Source organism: Klenkia marina (assembly GCF_900101025.1).
Taxonomy (GTDB): domain Bacteria; phylum Actinomycetota; class Actinomycetes; order Mycobacteriales; family Geodermatophilaceae; genus Klenkia; species Klenkia marina.
In genome coordinates this window covers 62398-85685 of the sequence record NZ_FMUH01000008.1, presented here as the reverse complement: position 1 = coordinate 85685, position 23288 = coordinate 62398, and the positions used below count along the sequence as shown (strand labels likewise).

19 protein-coding genes are annotated in these 23288 nt (G+C 73.1%); 12 read left to right on the top strand and 7 right to left on the bottom strand.

Annotated elements, in window-relative coordinates:
- Nucleotides 1-65: 65 nt before the first annotated feature.
- The gene (locus BLP29_RS19460; RefSeq protein WP_092807684.1) at nt 66-2927 is read left to right on the top strand and encodes a vitamin B12-dependent ribonucleotide reductase; all 2862 of its coding nucleotides are present in this window, start codon (nt 66-68) and stop codon (nt 2925-2927) included.
- Between the two features lie 118 nt (nt 2928-3045).
- On the top strand, nt 3046-3957 hold the full coding sequence (locus tag BLP29_RS19455; protein ID WP_207798615.1) for a DUF1883 domain-containing protein: 912 nt from the start codon (nt 3046-3048) through the stop codon (nt 3955-3957).
- Nucleotides 3958-3973: 16 nt separating this feature from the next.
- Here the strand turns inward: BLP29_RS19455 and BLP29_RS20800 are convergent, their stop codons facing one another.
- Genes BLP29_RS20800 through BLP29_RS19440 form a run of 3 tightly spaced genes read right to left on the bottom strand, consistent with a single transcriptional unit; the run spans nt 3974 to nt 6822 of the window.
- The gene (locus BLP29_RS20800) at nt 3974-4663 is read right to left on the bottom strand and encodes a hypothetical protein (protein ID WP_133379306.1); all 690 of its coding nucleotides are present in this window, start codon (nt 4661-4663) and stop codon (nt 3974-3976) included.
- Nucleotides 4664-4703: 40 nt separating this feature from the next.
- Nucleotides 4704-5708: a helix-turn-helix domain-containing protein gene (locus tag BLP29_RS19445; RefSeq protein WP_092807680.1), complete on the bottom strand. Its 1005-nt coding sequence runs from the start codon at nt 5706-5708 to the stop codon at nt 4704-4706.
- 4 nt (nt 5709-5712) lie between these two features.
- Nucleotides 5713-6822 (bottom strand): hypothetical protein, encoded by a 1110-nt coding sequence (locus BLP29_RS19440; RefSeq protein WP_092807678.1) that lies wholly within the window; start codon nt 6820-6822, stop codon nt 5713-5715.
- An 823-nt stretch (nt 6823-7645) separates the two neighbouring features.
- On the opposite strand from BLP29_RS19440, the gene BLP29_RS19430 reads away from it, so the two are divergent.
- The 7 genes from BLP29_RS19430 (at nt 7646) to BLP29_RS19400 (ending at nt 13731) form a co-directional block, all read left to right on the top strand.
- Nucleotides 7646-8365, top strand: a complete 720-nt coding sequence (locus tag BLP29_RS19430; RefSeq protein WP_092807674.1) for a rhomboid family intramembrane serine protease — start codon at nt 7646-7648, stop codon at nt 8363-8365.
- A complete protein-coding gene (locus BLP29_RS19425) occupies nt 8362-9342 on the top strand; it encodes an alpha/beta hydrolase (RefSeq protein WP_092807672.1) in 981 nt (326 codons plus the stop codon). Before BLP29_RS19430 ends, BLP29_RS19425 begins: the two co-directional genes overlap by 4 nt.
- Before the next feature lie 216 nt (nt 9343-9558).
- A complete protein-coding gene (locus BLP29_RS19420; RefSeq protein ID WP_092807670.1) occupies nt 9559-9945 on the top strand; it encodes a VOC family protein in 387 nt (128 codons plus the stop codon).
- A gap of 37 nt (nt 9946-9982) precedes the next feature.
- Nucleotides 9983-11755 carry a PP2C family protein-serine/threonine phosphatase gene (locus BLP29_RS19415; protein ID WP_165839459.1) on the top strand — a complete coding sequence of 591 codons (1773 nt, stop codon included), beginning with the start codon at nt 9983-9985 and terminating at the stop codon, nt 11753-11755.
- Nucleotides 11752-12660, top strand: coding sequence for a thymidylate synthase (gene thyA / locus BLP29_RS19410; RefSeq protein WP_207798614.1), 909 nt, complete (start codon nt 11752-11754; stop codon nt 12658-12660). Before BLP29_RS19415 ends, thyA begins: the two co-directional genes overlap by 4 nt.
- Nucleotides 12657-13187 carry a dihydrofolate reductase gene (locus BLP29_RS19405; protein WP_207798613.1) on the top strand — a complete coding sequence of 177 codons (531 nt, stop codon included), beginning with the start codon at nt 12657-12659 and terminating at the stop codon, nt 13185-13187. The genes thyA and BLP29_RS19405 overlap by 4 nt, the downstream gene beginning before the upstream one ends.
- Nucleotides 13180-13731 (top strand): HIT family protein, encoded by a 552-nt coding sequence (locus BLP29_RS19400; RefSeq protein WP_092807666.1) that lies wholly within the window; start codon nt 13180-13182, stop codon nt 13729-13731. Before BLP29_RS19405 ends, BLP29_RS19400 begins: the two co-directional genes overlap by 8 nt.
- Here BLP29_RS19400 and BLP29_RS19395 read toward each other — a convergent pair.
- Both BLP29_RS19395 and BLP29_RS19390 read right to left on the bottom strand, forming a co-directional pair.
- Nucleotides 13715-14554, bottom strand: coding sequence for a deoxycytidylate deaminase (locus BLP29_RS19395; RefSeq protein WP_092807664.1), 840 nt, complete (start codon nt 14552-14554; stop codon nt 13715-13717). The genes BLP29_RS19400 and BLP29_RS19395 overlap by 17 nt on opposite strands.
- Entirely contained in the window at nt 14551-15108 is a 558-nt protein-coding gene (locus BLP29_RS19390) for an adenylyltransferase/cytidyltransferase family protein (protein WP_092807662.1), read from the bottom strand. The genes BLP29_RS19395 and BLP29_RS19390 overlap by 4 nt, the downstream gene beginning before the upstream one ends.
- 33 nt (nt 15109-15141) lie before the next feature.
- On the opposite strand from BLP29_RS19390, the gene BLP29_RS19385 reads away from it, so the two are divergent.
- Nucleotides 15142-16359 carry a saccharopine dehydrogenase family protein gene (locus BLP29_RS19385; protein WP_092807660.1) on the top strand — a complete coding sequence of 406 codons (1218 nt, stop codon included), beginning with the start codon at nt 15142-15144 and terminating at the stop codon, nt 16357-16359.
- A complete protein-coding gene (locus tag BLP29_RS19380; protein ID WP_092807658.1) occupies nt 16356-16835 on the top strand; it encodes a GNAT family N-acetyltransferase in 480 nt (159 codons plus the stop codon). Before BLP29_RS19385 ends, BLP29_RS19380 begins: the two co-directional genes overlap by 4 nt.
- A 109-nt stretch (nt 16836-16944) precedes the next feature.
- Here the strand turns inward: BLP29_RS19380 and BLP29_RS19375 are convergent, their stop codons facing one another.
- Nucleotides 16945-18438 carry an amidohydrolase family protein gene (locus BLP29_RS19375; protein ID WP_207798612.1) on the bottom strand — a complete coding sequence of 498 codons (1494 nt, stop codon included), beginning with the start codon at nt 18436-18438 and terminating at the stop codon, nt 16945-16947.
- Nucleotides 18438-21755: a serine hydrolase gene (locus BLP29_RS19370; protein ID WP_092807656.1), complete on the bottom strand. Its 3318-nt coding sequence runs from the start codon at nt 21753-21755 to the stop codon at nt 18438-18440. The genes BLP29_RS19375 and BLP29_RS19370 overlap by 1 nt, the downstream gene beginning before the upstream one ends.
- A 118-nt stretch (nt 21756-21873) precedes the next feature.
- Here BLP29_RS19370 and BLP29_RS19365 point away from each other — a divergent pair, with 118 nt between their 5' ends.
- Nucleotides 21874-23274, top strand: coding sequence for a serine hydrolase domain-containing protein (locus BLP29_RS19365; RefSeq protein ID WP_092807654.1), 1401 nt, complete (start codon nt 21874-21876; stop codon nt 23272-23274).
- Nucleotides 23275-23288 lie beyond the last annotated feature (14 nt).

Here is a 23288-nt window from a genome sequence, read left to right as displayed (position 1 = left end):
CCGAACCAGCAGCTCGCACCCGACCCACCGGTCCGGGTGCAGACCCACGAACCCCAGGGGGAGTCTTGACCGAGACCACCGACCGCATCTCGTCCGGCCGCAAGCGCAACGGCAAGTCCGTCGGCCGCAAGGGCATCACGGTCGAGCGGGTGTTCACCACCGAGGGCGTGCACCCCTACGACGAGGTGACCTGGGAGCGTCGCGACGTCGTCATGACCAACTGGCGCGACGGCTCGATCAACTTCGAGCAGCGCGGGGTCGAGTTCCCGGCCGAGTGGTCGATCAACGCGACCAACATCGTCACCACCAAGTACTTCCGGGGCGCCGTCGGCACCCCGCAGCGCGAGACCAGCCTGCGCCAGCTCATCGACCGCGTGGTGCTCACCTACACCGAGGCCGGCCGCGAGCACGGCTACTTCGCCACCGAGGGCGACGCCGAGCTCTTCGAGCACGAGCTGACCTGGATGCTGCTGCACCAGGTGTTCAGCTTCAACTCACCCGTCTGGTTCAACGTGGGCACCGCGTCGCCGCAGCAGGTCAGCGCCTGCTTCATCCTCGCCGTCGACGACACGATGGACTCGATCCTGAACTGGTACCGCGAGGAGGGCCTGATCTTCAAGGGCGGCTCCGGTGCCGGCCTGAACCTCTCCCGCATCCGCTCCTCCAAGGAGCTGCTGTCCTCCGGTGGCACCGCCTCGGGCCCGGTCTCCTTCATGCGCGGCGCCGACGCCTCGGCCGGCACCATCAAGTCCGGCGGTGCCACCCGTCGCGCGGCGAAGATGGTCGTCCTCGACATCGACCACCCCGACATCGAGGAGTTCGTCGAGACCAAGGCGCGCGAGGAGAACAAGATCCGCGCGCTGCGCGACGCCGGCTACGACATGGACCTCGGTGGCAAGGACATCACCAGCGTCCAGTACCAGAACGCCAACAACTCGGTGCGCGTCAACGAGGAGTTCATGCGTGCGGTCGAGGAGGGCACCGGGTTCGGGCTGCGCTCGCGCACCGACGGCTCGGTGATCGAGACCGTCGACGCCAAGGAGCTCTTCCGCAAGGTCACCACCGCCGCCTGGGAGTGCGCCGACCCCGGCATCCAGTACGACGACACGATCAACGACTGGCACACCAACCCCGAGACCGGCCGCATCAACGCGTCCAACCCGTGCTCGGAGTACATGAGCCTGGACAACAGCTCGTGCAACCTGGCCTCGCTGAACCTCATGAAGTTCCTGCGGGCCGACGGCACGTTCGACTCGCGGCTGTTCACCCGGTCCGTCGAGCTGATCATCACCGCGATGGACATCTCCATCTGCTTCGCCGACTTCCCGACCGACCCGATCGGCGAGACCACGCGGGCCTACCGCCAGCTGGGCATCGGCTACGCCAACCTGGGCGCGCTGCTCATGGCGACCGGCCACGCCTACGACTCCCGCGGCGGCCAGACCCTCGCGGCGGCCATCACCTCGCTGATGACCGGCACCGCCTACCGCCGCTCGGCCGAGCTGGCCGGCGTGGTCGGCGCCTACGACGGCTACGCCCGCAACGCCTCGGCCCACGCCCGGGTGATGCGCAAGCACGCCGCCGCCAACGACGCGATCCGCCCCGTCGGCGCCGACGACGCCGACGTGCTCAAGGCCGCCACCGAGCAGTGGCAGGAGTGCCTGGCCATCGGTGCCACCAACGGCTGGCGCAACGCGCAGGCCTCCGTGCTGGCCCCCACCGGCACCATCGGCTTCATGATGGACTGCGACACGACCGGCATCGAGCCGGACTTCTCGCTGGTCAAGTTCAAGAAGCTGGTCGGCGGCGGCTCGATGCAGATCGTCAACCAGACGGTGCCGCGGGCGCTGAAGAGCCTGGGCTACCAGGACGAGCAGGTCGAGGCCATCGTCGAGTTCATCGCCGAGCACGGCCACGTCGTCGACGCCCCGAGCCTGCGCCCGGAGCACTACGAGGTGTTCGACTGCGCCATGGGCGAGCGGGCCATCTCCCCGATGGGCCACGTGCGCATGATGGCCGCGGTGCAGCCGTTCATCTCCGGCGCGATCTCCAAGACGGTCAACATGCCGGAGTCGGCGACCATCGAGGACGTCGAGAACATCTACTTCCAAGGCTGGAAGATGGGCATCAAGGCCCTCGCCATCTACCGGGACAACTGCAAGGTCGGCCAGCCGCTGTCCGACGGCGGCAAGAAGAAGGACAAGGTCGAGGAGGTCGCTCCGGCCCCGGTCGCGGCGACCCTGGCCCACCCGGTCCGCAAGCGGCTGCCCAAGAAGCGCACCAGCATGACCACCTCGTTCTCCGTCGCCGGGGCCGAGGGCTACATGACCGCGGGCATGTACGAGGACGGCAGCCTGGGCGAGGTCTTCCTCAAGCTGGGCAAGCAGGGCTCGACCCTGGCCGGTGTCATGGACGCCTTCTCGATCGGCATCTCGCTGGCGTTGCAGCACGGTGTGCCGCTGGAGACCTACATCTCCAAGTTCACCAACATGCGCTTCGAGCCCGCCGGCATGACCGACGACCCGGACATCCGCATCGCCCAGTCGGTGATGGACTACATCTTCCGTCGCCTGGCGCTGGACCACCTGCCGGTCGAGAAGCGGGCCAACCTCGGCATCTTCACCGCCGAGGAGCGCGCCGCGCAGGTCGCCGGTTCCTACGGCTCGGCCTCCACCGCCGTCGTCGAGGAGGACGTCGACCTCGAGGCGCTGCGCGGCTCGGCCCCCACCGAGGCGCCCGCCAAGGAGGAGGTCACCCCCGCCGGCCCGAAGTCGGTCAAGGAGGCCCACTCCTCGGCCGAGCTGCTGGAGCTGGTCACCGGCACCGCCACCGACGCGCCGCTGTGCATGACCTGCGGCACGAAGATGCGCCCGGCCGGCAGCTGCTACGTCTGCGAGGGCTGCGGCTCAACCAGCGGCTGCAGCTGATGTCGAGTCTCGCCGATAGGTCGCGGGATTCTCGCAAATAGGTCGCGGATTCTCACCTATAGGTCACTCGATTCTCACGAGTAGGTCACGGTGATGCGGGGGGTGTCGATGTCCAGCAATGGTCGTCGCGCCTCCCGCATCGTCGTTGTGGGGACTGGTCGATGAAGCCTGGCTGCCCCGCCGGTGTGAAGGCTTGTTCATCCATCAACAGGGAATCGGGGCCACAGTGAGCGTGCCGTACCAGGTCTATGACCTCAAGCAGCAGAGGGCCGGAGCGACCGTCGTCGTGACCCTGAAGGGGAACGCCGCGAACGTCCGGCTGATGACCTCATCTGCGTTCAGCGCCTACAAGGCGGGCCGCAACTTCCGGGCCATCCAGGGGCTCGTGAAAAAGTCCCCAGTACGTCTGCGAATCCCGAACGGTGGCCACTGGTACTTGGTCGTGGACCTGGTGGGTCTCGGGGGCCGGGTCTCATCTTCGGCCCACGTCGAGCCACCGCCGCTTCCCGCGTTGCGTTCGGCTCCCGCCGCGCCGCTGAGCATGATCCGCCACGCCCCACCCGCAGTCGGCTCTGCCACAGAGTCAGTCCAGCAGGTATGGGACGTATTCATCTCCCACGCTAGTGAAGACAAGGAGACCGTCGCAGCGCCGCTCGCGCAGCACCTTCAGGACCTCGGGGTCACGGTGTGGCTCGACAGTCTTGAACTGAAGATCGGTGACTCTCTCCGGCGGAAGATCGACGAGGGACTGGCTAACAGCCGCTTCGGGGTTGTTGTCTTCTCCCGCCCGTTCCTCGCGAAGGGCTGGACCCAGTACGAACTTGACGGACTGGTCACGCGGCAGGTCGACGGGGAGCAGAACCTGCTGCCGATCTGGCACGACATCACCCGCGACGAGATTAAGGCGGCTAGCCCGTCACTGGTCGAGAAGTTCGCGCTGCTCACCGCACAGTTCGGCATCGAAGACATCGCTCGGCAGATCGCCGATGTCGTCAAGGAGCAGAACGAAGACTCCCTGGCTGACTTCTAGTCAGCAGGCGCGGCGGTCAGACGTCGAAGCCGAACATGACGTCGTCGGACGGGACGATGAAGTCTCGACCGGGCTGCCCGACGTAGACCATGCCCTGGTTCTTGAGGTAGCCCAGTCGAGGGCCGTAACTCTTGCGGATCTGGGCTTGGGAGATGCTTCCGGTCACGACCTCGTAAAGGACGCGGGCAGTGCCGTTGTCCATGCTGTCGTCGCGTGCGGGGAGCCGTTCGAGGGAGGCGATGACTTCTTCCACGGGCTGCTCGTCCGCGCGGAGGGCGAGCCCGCTGGGGGCGATGTGGACGCGCATGCCGGTGCCGCGAAGAGACTGATTGGCGGTCTTTGCCGCGCCCCTGAGGTCCTTGCTCGTCCAGCCGAAGGCGTCAACGAGGTGGTCCCAGGCGATGATGCGCGGCTCGCGGCGAAGGACGGCGAGCAACTCGCGGGCCATGTCCTCACCGCCTGGGGGAACCTCAGCGGGTAGAGCCGGACTGAGCACCTCCGAGGTTGTCAGTCCAATTTCTCCGGCGAGCGCTTGGAGTTGGGCGACAGTCAGGCTGGTGTGTGTCTGATTGGTCCGGAGGAGCCCCCGGATGGCGGATTGGCCGATGCTGGTCTGGCGTGAGAGGTCGCGCTCGCTGATCTCTAGTTCGAGGAGTCGGCTGCGAATTCGATCCCCGTTGACGTAAATGGTGTTCGCTTCGGTCAAGGCCGGCAGCGACCGTTCGCGGCGAAGTCGGCTGAGCGGGCTAGAAGAGGGTGTCCATCTCCACCGTCGGGCGACGCGGAGACCGCGCAACCGCAGTCGGCGGTCGCTTAGCGGTCGCCCGCCGGGCGATCGTCTTGGCAACCTCGTTGTCCCCGGTCCGGCCGAGGGCTTTCCGGGAAACCAGCCAGGTGCCGCTGCCTTGGCTGGCTGCCAACCCGGCGCGTTCCAGCAGGGCCAGCGCTTCACGGACGACGGTCACCCCGCCGACGCCGTACTCCCGCTGAAGACGGGTGGTGGTGGCCTGCTCCTCGACGGTGATGTCGGTGGTGCCGCCACCGAACGCGTTGCGCCACGTCCGGGTCCACAAGTGGGTGGCCAGGTAGAGGGGCTTGATCGGGTCGTTGATGAACCCGCGCCGGGACTTGGTGGCCACAAAGCGAGCGGCCTGGATGCGTAGCCCCTCATCGAGGTACCCGCCGATGTGCGGGACCCTGTTCCCCGGGTGCAGTACACCGTTGTCGGGGCCTTGGAGGCGTTGGAACGAGTAGTGGGCCTCGCGCCGGACGAACTGCACGATGCACGGCGGTTCAGGCGGTGAGTACGGGTGATCGGGGTTGGCCAGACGCTCACGGATGATGCGGCGGACGGCCGCCAGGCCAATGTCCACATCTACCAGCAGCATCACGTCTACGTGCTGGACCGGCACCAGCCGTCTACCGGCGTTGGGGATGTGCGTGAACTCGGCGTAGTAGCCGATCTGGGAGCACAACTTCTCGACGCTGTTGTCGTGCAGCGCCATCTTGGCGATCTCACCGACGATGGCCGTGCCATCGGTGAACAGGACCGTGAAGTCCGGCGTGTAGGTCTTGCCTCCGACCTTGATGCGCGGGAACCGTTCGAAGTGGGCGACGGTGTCCCGGATACCCGCGCCCCAGGTGAACAGCCACTCCAACGCAGACACCACATCGACGTGCTGGTCGTAGGTCGTGAACTCGTCGAGCAGGTGCTTCTCTTCGGCGACATTGCCGGACGCGGAGGTAGGCACGGCCCTAGAAGGGAGAGACCAGGTCGTCGAGTGACACCGGCTCCGGCGGTGCTGCCTCGTCGATCGCCAGGGCTGAGAACTGGTCACCGAGGCTCTGAGTGAGGCGGGTCAACGCGCCCATGCTCGCCCGGAAGCCAGGGTGGACCTCGATCACGTCCGGCTCGGTGACGAATACGTCGAAGTTGGACCCGTCGGAGGCGTCGCTGACCACGACGTGCAGGTAGGGGTTGCGGTGCAGCACCGCGACCGCCACATCGCGCTGCGACTCCAGCACCTGGATCACTTCGCCGGTCGCCTCAGCGTCGACCAGGGTGGGCTGGGGAAGTCGGATGGTGATCGGCCTCAGCGGTTCCTCATCGACCTGCCGTTCCCGACCCGAGAGCAGTTCCCGGCGACGCGCGGCGGCGGTGGCCAACCTGCCGAGCACAACCCGGTCGAAGAGGCCGAAGTTGCCGTTGTAGTAGGTCGCCCCGGCCCGTCGCCGCAGGTGCAGGCTGATTACGTCGGCGATGTGCAGCCGCAGGGTTCGAACCGACGCGCCTTCGGCTTCGGTCTCCCGGATCGCCTCATGGTGGGACGGGCGCAGTGAGGATGCACGAGCCGCCCAGCCCCGGGTCAGGGAAGAGAAGTCCGAGGGCCTGCGGGCGGTCAGGCGACTGACCTCGACCTCGCCGAACTCGGACAGGGCGGTACCGATGTCGGTGAAGTCATCGTGGTTGAGGAACACCGGGACGACATCGGGGGCGGCCTTGACGATCCACCGCTCCACCCGCTGCCAGCGCGGGTCGGTGGGTGGCACGCTGCCGACCAGATGGAACACACCCTCGTGGTCAGTCGGCCACGCGCCCAGGACGAAGTCGCCGTGGCTGTCTCCCACGTGCAGCAGCGAGACCGGGCCGACGGTGAGCAGGGTGAGGACACCCCGGGGTCGGAGCAGCACCAGTGGGTTGTCGCCGGAGACAAGCACCGTCTCCACGGCCACCGGCTCGGCCGGAGATCCGGCGGTCCGGGCAACGGCCTCGGGCAGGGTGCCGAAGTCTTCGCCGCGTTCGGCGCGCTCCCAGAGGAAGAAGTCAAAACGCGTCATCTGCTGTGCGCTGTCGTAGGTGACCATGGCTTCTCCCTTCCGGTCGGAACGGACCCGTGCGGGTCATCATTCACGTCGGCGGCCGGGGGGCACCTCTTCAGGCCAAACGAACAGCCCATCGGAGTCAGACGAGGAACAGCGCTCGGCCAAACATCAGACCCCAAGTGCCGGGGAGAGAAGGGTCCGATTCGGATCGTTCGACCGGCTCTGTCAGACCCCAGCCATACCGTCGCCTAGACCAGAGCCCTGACCACCGGGAGGCAACAACAGATGACGCGCAACACTTGGCCGCGCGACAGGTACGTCGGTCCCGGCGGGGGCCTCTACGTTGGGCAGGGTGGGGGCCTGTACGTCGGGCCTGGCGGCGGTGCGTACCCCGGGCCGGGCGGCGGCCTGTACCCCGGCCCTGGTGGTGGGCTCTACCCGGGACCGGGCGGCGGGCTGTACCCGGGCCCCGGGGGCGGGGTCTACCCGGGACCGGGCGGCGGGCTGTACCCGGGCCCCGGGGGTGGGCTCTACCCGGGACCGGGCGGCGGGCTGTACCCGGGCTCCGGTGGCGGTCTCTACGTCGGGGCCTGCGAAAGCCCGTACCGCAGTAATCAGCCCCCGATGACAGCCCTCATCCCACACCTACGAAGCATCGGCATGACCGACGTTGCGAACACCCTCGCGCAGGCTCACGGGTTGAACCTCTGAGGACTCCGTCGGCTGGTGAGACTCCGAGTGACGGTCGACTGAGACTCGACACCTGACCTGATCGCACCGGTGCCCCGGTCCTCCTCGCGAGGGCCGGGGCACTGGCACGTGCGCGTCCAGCGGACCCACAGGTCGGTCCGCCACCGTCCTGCGCATGCAGGTGCTGGCGCCGGTGCTGTACGTCGTCCTCCTCGTGGCCGCCTGGCTGTCCACCCGGGTGCCCGGGTCGCCGACGCCGCTGGCCCCGACGCGCCGACCGTGGGCGGTGGTCGCCGCAGCGGCCCTGGTGGCGCTGCCCTCGGTGCTGCAGCTGACCGTCGCCCCCGGCCTGCTCGACGTGCTCGGCCGCCGCCCCGGTGAGCTCGTCGACGGCCAGGTGTGGCGCCTGGTCACCTCGCTGCTGGTGCAGGACGGCGGCTGGCCCGGCCTGGTGTACAACCTGGCGGCGCTGGTCTACGTCGGTCTGGTCGCGGAGCGGGTGCTCGGCCCGGCCCGCTGGTGGGCGGTCTGGCTGGTGGGTGGGGTCGGCGCCCAGTTCTCGGGGTTGTCCGTGCAGCCGACCGGCGCGGGCAACTCGGTGGGCACCTTCGAGCTCACCGGGGCCCTGGCCGTCCTCGCGCTGCTGCGCGGCGGTGGGCTGGCGCGGCTGGCGGGCGCGGTCGGTCTGCTGGCCGGCGTCGTCCTGCTGGTCGGCGGGGACGTGCACGGCGGGGCCGTCGTCCTGGGCGCGCTGGCGGGTGGGGTGCTGCACCTGCGCGGACACGACCACCCGGCGGGTGGTCGCCGCAGGGTGGCGCAGGGGAGCGCCCCCACCGACGGGCAGGATGGTGACGGCGGTCACTGGGGGCCGTCCTGGTCCGAGGAGAACCCATGACGACGACGTCCGCACCCCGCCCGCCCTTCGACCCGGAGGTCGCCGCCGCGCTCGAGGCGCTCTCGGAGGTGCTGACCCCGTCGCTGCTGCCGGAGATGATCCCGCTGCTGCGCCGGCCCAACCCGGCGCTCCCGCCGCCCTCGGACGAGGAGCTGTCCCAGGGCGGCGTCCTGGAGGTCTCCACCCGCACGGTGCCCGGGCCGGCGGGCGACCCGGACGTCGAGGTCGTGGTGCTGCGCCCGAGGGGGGCGACGTCCGCCGTCCCCGCGGTGCTGCACACCCACGGCGGGGGCATGGTCATCGGGGATGCCCGCTCGGGCCTGCTGGAGGTGGCCGGCTGGGCCGCAGAGCTGGGTCTGGTCGTCGTGTCCGTGGAGTACCGGCTGGCGCCGGAGACACCGCACCCGGGTCCGGTCGAGGACTGCTACGCCGCGCTGGCCTGGACACACCGCAACGCCGCCGAGCTGGGCGTCGACCCCGCCCGCATCGTGGTCGCCGGGGCGAGCGCCGGCGGTGGGCTCGCGGCGGCGCTCGCCCTCATGGCCCGCGACCGCGGCGAGGTGGCCCTGGCCGGCCAGCTGCTGATCTACCCCATGCTCGACGACCGCAACGACTCCGGCTCGGCTCGGCAGATGGCCGGGGTGGGCGTCTGGGATCGCACGTCGAACCGGACCGGGTGGTCGGCGCTGCTCGGCGACGCCGCCGGCGGCCCCGACGTGTCCCCGTACGCGGCCCCGGCCCGGGCCGCCGACCTGTCCGGCCTGCCCCCGGCGTTCGTCGACGTCGCGTCGACCGAGACCTTCCGCGACGAGGACGTCGCCTACGCCTCCCGCATCTGGGCCGCCGGCGGGGTGGCCGAGCTGCACGTGTGGCCCGGGGGCTGCCACGGCTTCGACCTCTTCGTGCCCGACGCGGCCATCTCCCGAGCGGCCCGGGCCGCCCGCGTGGCCTGGTTGCGCCGACTGCTGGACGCCTGACCGGACCGGTCAGGCGGGCGCCGGGGGACCGGCGCGGGGAACCGGTGCGGGATGACTGGTGCAGGGGAGGGGGCGTCGCTACGGTGCCGGGTGCGCCCCCGACGGGCCGAGCCGGAAGGAGTCCCGACACCGCCCCGCTGGCCCGCGGGCGCACCGTGCTCCTCGTCGCGGTGTCGGCGCTCCTCCCGGTGCACCCCACCGCACGAGGAGTCCCGCATGACCGCCCGCTTCGACCACACGGTCATCGCCGCCCGCGACGCCGCCGCCTCGGCGGAGTTCCACCGCGAGCTGCTCGAGGCCGACCCGGCCCCGAGCTGGGGGCCGTTCGTGAACCTGTCCCTGGACGGCGGTGTGCTGCTGCATTTCGCCGCACTGCCGCAGGAGGAGTTCCCCGAGATCCAGAACCAGCACCAAGCGTTCCTGGTCGACGACGCCCACCTGGACCGGGCGCTGCAACGGATCCGCGCCGAGGGCCGCGACCACTGGGCGGACCCGCAGCGCACCAAGCCCGGGCAGACGAACACCGAGCACGGCGGCCGCGGGGTGTACCTGCTGGACCCGGTGGGCCACTACCTGGAGCTCACCACCGCGCACTACGTCTGACCAGGACCGTCGGTGCGCTGTCCTACTGTTCTGCCTCGTGGAGGGTGCGGACGGGCCGGTGTCCCGGGGGCTCGAGGTGCTGCAGCGCCGCGGCCTGGACGCCACGGGCATCAGCATCACCATCTCCGACCCGCGCCGGCGCGGGAACCCCCTGCTGTGGGTCAACCGGGCGTTCACCGAGACCACCGGCTACGCCTTCGCCGACGCGGTGGGCCGCAACTGCAGCTTCCTGCAGGGCCCGGACACCGACCAGCGCGAGGTGGCCCGCATCCGCGCCGCGATCGCCGCCGAGGAGTCGGTGACGGTCACCCTGCTCAACCACCGGGCCGACGGCACGCCGTTCTGGAACCGGCTGAGCATCGACCCCGTGCTCGACGGCGAGCAGCTGGTCGGGTTCGTCGGGGTGCAGACCGACGTGACGGCCGAGATCGTGGCCGGTGCCGAGCGCGACGCCGCCCGTGCGGCCAGCGAGGCCGCCCTGGCCCGCGAGACGGCCGCCCGGATCTCGCTGCAGTCGGCCCACCGGCGGCTCCAGCTCATGGCGGCGGCCACCACCACCCTGTCGGCGTCGCTGGACCCCGAGACCGTGGTCGGGCACCTGGCCGACCTCTGCGTCCCCCAGCTGGCCGACTGGTTGTTCGTCGCCGAGACCGACGAGACCGGCACGGTGGTGCGGGTGACCACCCGGCACCACGCACCCGCCGGGCACGAGGCAGCCCTGCAGCAGGTCGTCCGGGCCTACGAGGGCCGGCCCCTGCCGGTGACCGCGCCGGCCGCCCAGGCCATCGAGGGGGGCAATACGGTCACGCTGTCCGACCTCCACCCCGACGGCCTGGCGTCCTACGCCCGCGGGCTGCCCGACGACGTGTTCGCCCAGCTCGGTACGCGGGCGCTGGCCGCCGTCCCGCTGGCCGCCGCGGACAGCACGTGGGGGGCGATGGTCCTGGTGCGCGCCACCCCGCACGCGTTCCCGGCCGGTGACCTCGAGGTCGCCGAGGACCTCGGACGGCGGGCCGGGCAGGCGCTGGCCAACGCCCGCACCTACACCCGCGAGGCCACCCTCGCCGAGAGCCTGCAACGCGCCCTGCTGCCCGGGTTGCCCGACCTGCCCGACGTCACCGCCGCCGCGCACTACACCAGCGCGGTGGTCGGGGCGGCCGTCGGCGGCGACCTCTACGACCTGATGGACCTGCCCGGCGACGCCGTGGGCATCGTGGTGGCCGACGTCGCCGGGCACGACGTGGGTGCCGCGGCGACCATGGGCACCCTGCGCGACCTGGTGCGGGCGCAGAGCTGGGCCGAGCCCGCGCCCGACCCCGCCCAGGTGCTGGCCGGGGTCGACCGCCTCATGCAGGTGCTGCACGTGCCGACGCTGGTCACCGCGGTGGTGCTGCAGGCGGTGCGGCCCACGGCGGCCCAACCGGGGTGGACGGTGCGGCACGCCAACGCCGGCCACCCGCCCGTCCTCCTGCGGCTGCCCGACGGCGGCGTCGACGTCCTCGACGCCCACCACGACGTCCTGCTGGGGGTCGACCCCGCCCTGCCGCGCACCACGGTCACCCGCGTCGTCCCGGCCGGCAGCCAGCTGGTGCTCTACACCGACGGCCTGGTCGAGCAGCCCGGCCCGGGCGGCGGCCCGGTCCGCGACCTCGACGAGGGCACGCAGCGGCTGGTCGACCGGCTGACGGCGCTCCCGGTCGACGCCACCCCGCAGCAGGTCGTCGACGACCTGCGGCAGCTGGTGGTCGAGCGGCTCGACGACACCGCGGTCCTGGTCGTCCAGCTCGGTTCTGGGACGCTGTCCGGGTGACCGAGGACCTCTACCTGCCGTTCGCCGAGCGCACCCCGGACAGCCAGTACGCCGACGTGCTGCGGGCGATCCTCGCCGAGGGCGAGCGGACGGCGACCCGCCAGGGCGTCGAGGCGCTCACGCTCATGCAGCAGACCACCCGCTACCCGCTGCGCAACGGGTTCCCGATCATCACCGAGCGGTCGATCAAGAGCTTCTGGCCCAAGGCCGTCGGCGAGCTGTGCGCCTTCATCAACGGTGCCACCACGATCGACGAGCTGGCCGCGTTCGGCTGCGACTGGTGGGACGCCTGGGCGACGCCCGAGAAGACCCGCAAGCGCGGCCTGCCCGACGGCGACCTCGGCCCGGGCTCCTACGGCGGGGCGTTCCACGACTTCCCGGCCCCGCCCGGCCGCGAGCCGATGGACCAGTTCACCCACCTGGTCGAGCAGGTGCGCGAGCTGCCCGAGCTGCGCACCCACTTCGTGTCGCCGTGGATCCCGCAGTACCAGGTGCGCGGCGAGGGCAAGACCCCCGGGACGACGATCGCGCCGTGCCACGGCTGGGTGCACGTGCGGGTCCTGAACGGCACCCTGCACCTGCACATGTTCCAGCGCTCGGCCGACGTCCCCGTGGGCGTGCCGGCGAACATGGTGCAGTACGCGGCGCTCACGCTGATGCTCGCGCAGCTGACCGGCACCCGGCCGGGCACCTTCCACCACACGATGAGCGACGCGCACGTCTACGTCGACCAGCTCGACGCCGTGCACGAGATGCTGGCCCGCGAGCCGCGCCGGCTGCCCACGCTGACCCTCACCGAGGAGGGCCGCCGGGTCACCGACATCCACGACTTCCGCGGCACCCACTTCGAGCTCGCCGACTACGAGCCGCACCCCTCGATCCGCGGCATCCCGGTCGCCTCGTGACCGCCTTGTCGCTGGTGGTGGCGGTGGCCGACGACGGGGTCATCGGCGACGCGAACGGCCTGCCCTGGCACATCAGCGAGGACCTCCGCCGCTTCCGCGAGCTCACCACCGGCCACGTGGTCGTGGCCGGCCGGCTCACCCACGAGTCGGTGGTCGCCCGGCTCGGGCAGCCGCTGCCGCGCCGGCACACCGTGGTGGTCAGCCGCCGCACGCCCCCCGGGGGGCCGGAGGTCTGGACGCCGGGCGCGGCCACCGTCGTGCCCGACCTCGACGCCGCCCTCGCGCTGGCGGGCCGGCTGGCCCCGGACGCCGACCACCCCGAGGTGGTCGTCATGGGCGGCGCGCAGCTGTACGCGCGGGCCCTGCCGCAGGTCGGCATGGTGCACCTGACCCGGGTGCACCTGGAGCCCGGCGGCGACACCCGCATGCCCGAGGGGTGGCTCGACGGGTTCACCGTGGTCGACAGCACCGACCTCGGCACGGCCTCGGGCACCGACGTCACGTTCCAGACGCTCACCCGTGGCTGAGCCCACGACCGGGCCCACGACCGGGCCCACGACCGGGCCCACGACCGGGCCCACGACCGGGCCCACGACGGGGCCCACGACCGGGCCTGCCGTCGAGACCGCCGCCGAACCCGGGGCCCCGCTGTACTGCCCGGCCAACGCACGCACACCCGAGCAGGTCGCCCGCATGGCCGACCTCGAGGCGCGCGGGGTGTGCCTGTTCTGCGCCGACGCCGGCTCCGAGGTCGGTGGGGGAGACCTGGTCGCGGAGACGGAGCACTGGCGCGCCGTCGGCAACGACTTCCCGTACCGGGGCGCCGCCGAGCACGTGCTGCTGGTGCCGCGCGCGCACGTCACCGACGTCCTCGACCTCGGCGACGTCGCCCGGGCGGAGCTGTGGGACGTGCTCCGCACCGTGCGGGGCGGCTCCACGGGGCCCTACGGGCTGGGCATGCGCAACGGGCCGTGCGAGGGCACGGGCGGCACGATCGCGCACGTGCACCTGCACGTGCTGGTGCCCGACGGCGAGCAGCCGCTGCGCATGCGGTTCAGCTCGGCGCGCTGACGCCCAGATCGACCCAGACCAGCTCCACCCCGGCGCCGGCCAGGATCTGCTCGGCGTCCAGCAGCGAGTACGAGCCGCGGAAGAAGCAGCGGCCGAACCGCGCCTCGGCGACCAGGTAGGCGCACGCCGGGCAGGGGAACGCCGAGACGTAGACGTCGGCGCCCGCGGTGTCGAAGGCGCCGGCCGCGGCCTGGCCCACCAGCGAGGCCTCCGCGTGGATCGCCGTCGACAGGTCGGCGCGCAGGCCGCGGGAGAACTCGTTGCGGGGGTCGCCGTCGACGTAGGGCGCGTGCTCGGTGGGCTGGTGCCGGTTGTGCGCGGTGGCCAGCACCTGCCCGTCGCGGGCAGCCAGCGCGCCCACCTGCCGCCACCAGTCCGACGAGCGGTCACCGGCGGCCATGGTCTGCCGCATGAGCTCGACGTGCACCGGGTCGGTCGTCGTCCCTGCGGTGGCCCCGGCGGGGCGCTCCTCGGTCGCCCACTGCCGGTCCCAGCGCAGGAAGACCGGCACGAGGCGCCACTCGATGCCCGGGTGGTCGTCGGCGAGTGCGCGGGTCACCGACTCGTCGGGGGCCAGGACGACGGGGTCGAGCGCGGCCGGCAGGTCGCCCGGCTGCACCACCCGGACGTCGACCCCGTGCTCCAGCGCCAGGATGCGGCCGACGGTGGCGGCGTCCAGCCCGCGGATCTCCTTGCGCATCGCCGGGAAGCGCTCGGCGAACCCCTCGCCGAGCAGCAGCACGCGGTCGACGTCGGGGTGCTCGGCGAGCAGCCGGCGGTGCCCGGCGTGGTAGACCGGCGCGTGCAGCAGGAGCTGGGTCACGACTCGTTCGAGGCGGCGTCGGCCAGGTGGATCAGCCGCAGCCGGGCCGAGGTGCTGACGGTGGACATGCGGTCGAGCACCACCACGCGGTCGCAGTACTCGGCCTCCAGCCGCGCGACCTCGTCGTCGGTGTAGGTCTCGGCCGTGGCCACCAGCACGCTGGGGCGGACCGCCTTGATCAGCGCCCACTGCTCGTGCTCGACGTGCTTGAGGGTCACGATGCCCACCCCGCGCTGGTGGGTGACCATGCGCAGCCGCTCCATCTCGGGGACGGCGGGGCGGCTGGGCCCCTTGCGCCGGCGCACCTTCTCGTCGCTGTCGACGCCGACGATGAGGAACCCGCCGAGCGACCGGGCGTGCTCGAGGTAGCGGCTGTGGCCCTCGTGGATCATGTCGAAGGAGCCGCTGGTGAGCACCACCCGCAGGCCGAGGGTCTTCAGCGCCGCGCTCATGGCGGCGAGCCGGTTGAGGTCGTCGACGAACCGCTCCTCGAAGTGCGACGCGTCCTGGAAGAGGTCGCTGTAGAGCCGGCCCGGCTCGGGGTTCCCGGTCACGCGGCGAGGCTACCGGTCGGTCAGGATGGGTCCATGAGCGAGCGCGCGCACGATCTCGTCCTGTTCGGTGCCAGTGGCTTCGTCGGCAAGCTGGTGGCCGGGTACCTCGCCGAGCACGCCCCCGAGGGCACCCGCATCGCCCTGGCCGGCCGCACCCGGGCGAAGGTCGAGCTGGTGCGCGCCGACCTGCCGGGGGCCGCCCGCAGCTGGCCGGTGCTGGTGGCGGATTCCGCCGACGAGGACGCGCTCGCCGAGCTCGCCGCGAGCACGCGGGCGGTGATCACGACCGTGGGTCCCTACGCGAAGTACGGGATGCCGCTGGTGCAGGCCTGTGCCCGGGCGGGCACGCACTACGCCGACCTCACCGGCGAGGTGCTCTTCGTCCGCGACGCGATCGACGCCGTGGACACCGTGGCCCGCGAGTCCGGCGCGAAGATCGTGCACGCCTGCGGCTACGACTCGATCCCCTCCGACCTCGCCGTCGCCGAGCTCGCCCGCCGGGCCGCCGCTGACGGGGCCGGCGGGCTGACGGAGGTGCAGACCGTCGCCACCGCCAAGGGCGGGTTCTCCGGCGGCACCATCGACTCGATGCGCGCCCAGGTGGCGGCGATCAAGGAGCATCCCGAGCTGCGCCGGGTCGCCGGGCACCCCTACGCGCTCAGCCCCGACCGGGCGGCCGAGCCGGCCACCCGCCAGCCCCGTGACGCCACCCCCCCGACCCGCACCGCCGACGGCCGCTGGGCCGCGCCCTTCGTCATGGCGCCGTTCAACACCCGGGTCGTGCGCCGGAGCAACGCCCTGGCCGACTTCGCCTACGGCCGCGGGTTCTCCTACGGCGAGGTGATGGCCACCGGCGGCGGCATCCCCGGGGCGGTCACCGCCGGCGTCGTCACCGGCGGGCTGGGCGCGGTGCTGGCCGGCATGTCCTTCGGCCCCACCGCCGCGCTGCTGGACAAGGTGCTGCCCGCCCCCGGCGAGGGCCCCGACGAAGCCACCCGCGCGCGCGGCTTCTTCCGCATGGTCACCACGGGGACGACGGAGTCCGGCCGCCGCTACCGCTCGGTCGCCGCCGGGAAGGGCGACCCCGGCTACGCCGCCACCGCGGTGATGCTCGGCGAGGCCGGGTTGTCGCTGGCGCTGGACGACCTGCCCGACCGGGCCGGCTCGCTCACCCCGGCGACCGCGTTCGGCGCCGTGCTGGTCGACCGCCTGCGGGCGGCCGGCCACACCTACGAGGTCACCGAGCTGTGAGGGTCCGCCGCGCCGAGGACGACGACCTGCCGCTGCTGGCCGCCGTCGAGCGCGCGGCCGACCAGCTCTTCGTGCCGCTGGGGATGACCGACTTCCCGCCCCCGGCCACGCCCCAGCAGCGGGCTGCGGCCTGGCGGGTGCTGGTCGAGGGCCGGCCGCCTCGCGGGTTCGCCGTGCTCGACCAGGTCGACGGCGCGGTGCACGTCGAGCAGCTCTCGGTCGACCCGGCGCACGGCCGGCAGGGCATCGGCGCCGCGCTGCTGGCCGCGACCGTCGACGCGGCCCGCGAGGCCGGCGCCGACCGGGTGACGCTGTGCACCTACGCCGACGTGCCGTGGAACGGGCCCTTCTACGCCCGGCACGGGTTCGTCGAGGTGGCCGAGCCGACCCCGGGCCTGGCTGCGCTGCTGGCCCACGAGGTCGAGCTCGGCCTGGACCGCTACGGCCGCCGCGCCGCGATGGCCCGCCCGGTCTGACGACCGTTCGCCCGGTCCGACATCAGCGCGCCCGGTCCGACGACCGGTTGCGGGGTTGTCGCCCCCCGCGGTGAGGTGAGGGGGCGAGAACCCCGCAACCGCTGTGCGGTCAGCCGTCGCCTCGGCGGATGACCCTCCCGGGCAGCGCGCCCTCGACCACCGAGCCGTCGCGGACCACCGGGGTGCCGGCGACCAGCACGTGCCGGAAGCCGCTGGTGGGTGCCAGCGCGGTGTAGCTGGCCCGGTCGGTGACGGTGTCCGGGTCGAACACCACGAGGTCGGCGTCCGCGCCCACCTGCACCCGGCCCTTGCGGCGCATGGCCGGTACCGCCTGCTCCAGCAGCTGCGCGGGCAGCAGCGACGAGCGGCGCAGCGCCTCGGTGAGGGTGAGCAGGCCGCGCTCGCGCACCAGCCAGCGCAGGGTGCGCCCGTACGAGCCGGCCGTCCGGGGGTGGGTGGTGGCGTCGGCCGGCGGCGGCCAGACGTCGGGGACGGCGGCCCCGCCCGGGCCGACCAGCGGCATGGCGTCGGTGGCGACGGCCGTGTCGGGCAGCAGGAACGACCGCTCGAGGACGGCGAGGTCGGCCAGGTCGTCCTCGTCGAGCATGTGCACCACCACGAGCCCGCCGGGGTCGGTGGCCCGCAGGTGGGTGAGCTCCGCGGCGTCGGCGATGCGCTCGCCGCTGGCCAGCCAGGTGATCGACGACGGCGTCAACCGCATGCGGGGCAGCGCCTCGGGGGCCAGGAACGCTGCGCCCACCACCGTGGCGCCCGCGCCGTAGGGGTAGGCCTCGGTGCTCACCCGCACGCCCTCGCGGCGGGCGGTCTCGACCGCGCCGGCCACCTCGTCGACCATGCGGTTCGACGTCGAGTTCACGTGGCACATGTGCATGTGCGCCCCGGTGCCGGCGGCCGCGGCGATGACCTCCAGCGCGCCCTCCAGCGAGGTGCCGGGCTCGTCGGTGGAGATGTAGCGGGTGTGGGTGAACGTGGGCACCCCGCGGCGGGCGGCGAGCCCGGCGAGGCGGAAGTACTCGGCCCGCCCGCTGTCGGGCGCATAGCCCACCAGGCAGCCGATGCCCAGCGCACCCTCGTCGAGGGCGTCGTCGAGCAGGCCCAGGATGCGGTCGACCTCGGCGTCGGTGGCCGGCCCGCGCCACCGGGGCCCGTTCTGGAACTGCCCGAACAGGTCGAGGCTCAGGTCGCCGTCCCCGGGCAGCGGCACGCCGTCGAGCACGTGCATGCGGGCATCGGTCCAGGCCGCGGAGAACCCGACGTTGACCGGCCGGCCCTCGGCCTCGGCGCGGGCGCACGCCGCGGCCACCGGCAGCGCCCCTGCCTCCAGCTCCAGCGCGGTGGTGACGCCGTCCAGCGCCTGCAGCCGCAGGCCGGTGAGCGACTGGGCGTGGCTGTGCAGGTCGACGAACCCGGCCGTGACCACCTGGCCCGAGACGTCCCAGACGGCGCGACCGGGCGGCGCCTCCTCGGCGACCGCGGTGATCGTGCCGTCGGTGATCCCGACCGCCCGCACGGCGTCGAGCCCCGTCTCCGGGTCGACCACCCGCCCGCCCACCAGGACCATGTCGTGCACGGCGTCGGGCATCAGCTGACCTTGGGGTTGGCGCGCACCCCGTAGTGCACGTACTCGCTGCCGTCGGGCAGTGCGTAGAAGGTCACCGCCATCCAGCTCTCCTGCCCCGGCGGCTGTGCGCAGAACAGGCCGTCGGCGACCGCGTGCAGGGTGAGCTCCTCGGGGGCGTGGCCGGGGGCGTCGGCCAGGGGGCCGGTGGGCACCATGCGCAGCACCAGGCCGCCGTCGCGCTCGCTGACCTCGGTGCGCATCGAGCTGCGCTCGTAGGTGCCGGTCCACCGGGACAGGTCGAGATCGGGGGCCTGGGCCGGGGGCTGGATCTGCTCGGCCATCGTCACCCCGGCGAGGTCGGAGACGACCTCGCCGACCAGGGCGCGGAACAGGTCGGCGGTGTGCCCGCCGTTGGTCAGCAGCACGACGACCAGCCCGGCGTCGGGCAGCACCCGCAGGTAGGCGTTCTGCCCGAAGGTGGTGCCGTCGTGGCCGTACAGCCGTTGTTCGTCCCAGCCGAAGCGGATCCAGCCCAGGCCCCAGGAGTCCGCGCCCAGGGTGTGGGCGTCGGGCAGCCGGGTCTGCTCGGCCTGCATCTGCGCGGCGGCGCCAGCCGGGAGCAGCGGGGCACCGCCGGTCATGTGCGCCCGGGCGAAGGCGGTGACGTCGCGGGCCGAGGCGTTGATCAGCCCCGCGGGCCCGGCCGAGCGGGGCAGCAGGAAGGTGCTCACCGGCTCGAACGGCTGGTCGGGGCCTTCGCTCACGTGGCCGACCGCGGCCCGGTGCAGGATCGCCTCCTCGGGCAGCGTCGAGGTGCGGGTCAGGCCCAGCGGCTCCACGATCCGCTCGCGCAGCACGGCGTCCCAGGTCTTCCCGGTGAGCACCTCGACCACCCGGCCGGCCAGGCTGAACCCGGAGTTGCAGTAGGAGAAGGTCGCGCCCAGCGGGTGGTTCTGGGCCACGTCGGACAGCGCCGCGACGTACTTCTCCAGGACGTCGTCGCCGCGGCCGGTGTCGGTGAACACGTCGCCGTCGATGCCGCTGGTGTGGGTGAGCAGGTGCCGCATCGTCACCCGCTTCGTGACGTCGGGGTCGCCCAGCGCCAGGTCGGGCAGCACCTCGACCAGCGGCGCGTCCAGGTCCAGCTTCCCCTCCTCGACCAGCTGCATGACCAGGGTCGCCGTCCACACCTTGGAGATCGAGCCGATCTGGAACACCGAGTCGGTGGTGACCTCGACCCCGGTGGCGGTGTTGAGCACGCCGGTGGCGGCCTCGACCAGCTCGTCGTCGGCGCCGTCACGGCCCAGCCGCAGGATCGCCAGGGTCGCGCCGGGCACCTGGTGGGTCGCGGCGAGCTCGTCGAGCCGCTGCTGCCAGTGGTCCGCCGAGAGCGGGGGAGTGGTCACGTGCTGCTCCGTCCAGTCGATGATCCGCCGGCTGAGGTCGGCCCGGTGGCTGGGCCGTCCGTCGACGACGAACAGGTGGGAGGCCCCCGGGTAGAGGACCAGCTCGGTGGGCACGCGGCGGTTGCGCAGCGCGGTGAACCACAGCTCGGCCTGCCCGGCCGGGCAGCGCTCGTCGGCGGCGCCGTGCACCACCAGCGTGGGGGTGGCGACCGCGCCGACCCGGGTCCACGGGTTCACCTCGGCCAGCGCGTCCCGCTCGGTCACCGGGTCGGGCCACTCCAGGCCGCCGAGCAGCGGGCCGACGTCGGAGGTGCCCCACATGCCGGTGAGGTCGGCGACCACGCCGCCGGCCACGGCCGCGGCGAACCGGTCGGTGCGGCCGGTCAGCCAGCAGGTCATGAAGCCGCCGTAGGAGTAGCCGGTGAGCGCCAGCCGGTCGGGGTCGGCGACGCCCTCGGCGACCAGGGCGTCCAGCGGCTCCAGCACGTCGCGCTCGTCGGCGAGACCCCACCGGCCCACCGCGGCGGTGTAGTGCTCCAGGCCGTAGCCGTCGCTGCCGCGGATGTCGAGCAGCAGCACCGACCAGCCCCGGCCGACGAGCACCTGGTGGTAGGGGTGGATCGCGTCGGCGGCCGGGGTCCAGGCGTTGTGCGGCCCGCCGTGCACGTCGACCAGCAGCGGCCCGGGGCCGGTGACCGCGGGGTCGCGCAGCAGCCAGCCGTGCACGGTGCGGCCGTCGGACACGGTGAACCTGCGCGGCTCGGGGCGCACCAGGGCGACGTCGGGGAGGGCCTGCGCGGTGTGCCGGGTCAGCCGCACGGGTGCACCCCCGGACAGCGGGACGACGGCGACCTCGCCGAAGGTGCCGGGGTCGGCCAGCACCACCGCGGCGACGTCGGCCCCGGTGGCGACCGCGAGGCCGGACACCACGACGTCGTCCCCGCCGACCAGCCGCTCCGGCGCGCCGGTGCCGTCGAGCGGGGCCACCACGACGTGGGTGCAGCCGTGGTCGCGGACGCAGAACGCCACCCGGCGGCCGTCGGGGGTCAGCTGCGCCGGCCCGCCGGGGTACCCGGGGCCACCGGGCATGACGGTACGGTCGAGGGGCGCGGCCAGGTCGGTGACGCCGCCGTGCAGCGGTACCCGCAGCAGCTGGGTGTGACCGACCTCGACGCGCTGCTGCCCGCTCACCAGCAGGACGTCGTCCGGGGCCCAGACGACCGGGCCGGCCACGCCCTCGGTGGGTCCCACCGGCTCCGGCTCGCCGCCCGTGGCGGCCACGACGTGCACGGCGGAGCGGCCGGTCAGGTCGGGGTCGGGCCCGGCGGGGGCAGCGAACGCCAGCCGCCCGCCGTCCGGGGACCACGCGGGGGCACCGACGTGCCGGTCGTCCGAGGTCACCTGCCGGACCGCACCGGTGACCCGGTCGAGCACGTGCAGCTGGGTGCGCACCTCGCCGAGGTGACCCGTGCCGTCGGCCTTCCAGCCCAGGCGGGTGGCCACCAGCGGGGCGTGCTCGTCGGGGGTGCCGGCCGGGTGCACGGGGGCGGTGAAGGCGAGCGCCCCGCCGTCCGGGCGCCACACCGGGGCGCCGGCGCCGAGGGGCAGGTCGGTCACCCGCTCGGGCTCGCCGCCGGCCATCGGCAGCAGGTGCAGCTGGGCCGGGCCGTCGTCGCCGCCGCGCAGGAACGCGAGCACCGCGCCGTCGGGGGAGAAGGCGGGCGCGGTGTCGGCCGGGCCGTGGGTGAGCGGCCGGGGCGTCGTCCAGCCCTCGCCGTCGGCCCGCACGACCCAGAGGCAGCGCCGGTCGACGTCGGCGGCCGCGTCGGTGGTGCGCAGCACGTAGACGACGGTGCGGCCGTCGGGGGAGATCGCCGGCTCCGCGGGCAGGGCGAACGCGGCCAGGTCGGCGAGCTGCAGCGGGCGTGCCATGCCCGGATCGTGCCGTCGCCGTGCGGGTACCGGTTCGTCCGTCCCGACGAACCGGCCCTTCCCTGTTCGGCCTCGGGGACGAACGGCAGCCGCGTCCGCGGCCCTAGCGTCCACCGCCATGACGAGCGCGACGAGCACCACGGTGGAGCAGGTCGGGGCCTGGCTGGCCGAGCGGCTGCCGGCCCTCCTGGCCGAGCACGACGTGCCCGCCGCCGCGGTGGCGGTGTCCGTGGGCGGCGAGGTGGTCGAGGCCGCCGCGGGTCTGCTCAGCCGCGCCACCGGGGTCGAGGCCACGACCGACTCGGTGTTCCAGATCGGCTCGGTCACCAAGGTCTGGACGGCGACCCTGGTGATGCAGCTGGTCGACGAGGGCGTGGTCGACCTCGATGCGCCCGTGCGCCAGTACCTGCCCGACCTCCGCCTGGGCGACGAGTCCGCCGCCGCGGCGATCACCGTGCGGCAGCTGCTGGCGCACACCGCCGGCTTCGAGGGCGACGTCTTCACCGACACCGGCCGCGGCGACGACGCCCTCGAGCGCTACCTCGGCGAGCTCGCCGAGGTCGAGCAGCTGTTCACCCCCGGCGAGCTGTTCAGCTACAACAACGCCGGCTACTGCGTGCTCGGTCGCCTGGTCGAGGTGCTGCGCGGCAAGCCCTACGACCAGTGCCTGACCGACCACCTCATCACCCCGCTGGGCCTGACCACGGCCTCGCCCAGCCCCTACGAGGCGATCGTGCACCGCGTCGCGGTCGGGCACGTGACCCCCGCGCCCGGCGCCGACCAGGTGCCCGCGCCGGTGTGGGCGATGGTGCGGTCCAACGCCCCGGCCGGGTCGATGCTGGCCATGTCGGCCCGCGACCTGGTCGGGTTCGGCCGGCTGCACCTGTCCGGCGGGGTGGCCCCCGACGGCACCCGGCTGCTGGCCGAGGCCACCGTGGCGGCGATGCGCGAGCCGCAGGTGCGGCTGCCGGAGCTGCGGGTGCTCGGCGACGCCTGGGGCCTGGGCTGGGAGCTCTTCGACGGCCCGGGCGGCGTGCACGGCCACGACGGCAACACGATCGGCCAGGCCTCGTTCCTGCGCCTGGTGCCCGAGCACGACCTGGCGGTCGCGCTGCTCACCAACGGCGGCAACCCCTACGCCCTGTACGCCGACGTGGTCGGGCACGTGCTGCGCGAGCTCGCCGGCCTGGAGCCCCGGGCGCTGCCCACCCCGCCGGCGGACCCCGTGCCGGTGGACACCGCCCGGGTCACCGGCACCTACGAGAGCCTGGTCTACGACCTCGTGGTGAGCGCCGACGACGACGGCCGCACCTGGCTGCAGATCGTCCCGAAGGACCCGCTGGTCGACATGACCGACGGCCCCGAGCGCACCGAGCTCGTCGGCTACGGCCCCGACGCCCTCATCCCGGTGCAGGGCCAGATGGGGCTGCACATCCCGCACGTGTTCCTCGGCGACGACGGCTCCGGCCGCGCCCGCTTCCTGCACCTGGGCCGCGCCGTCCGCCGCGCCGGCGTCTGAACCCACCCCCGACC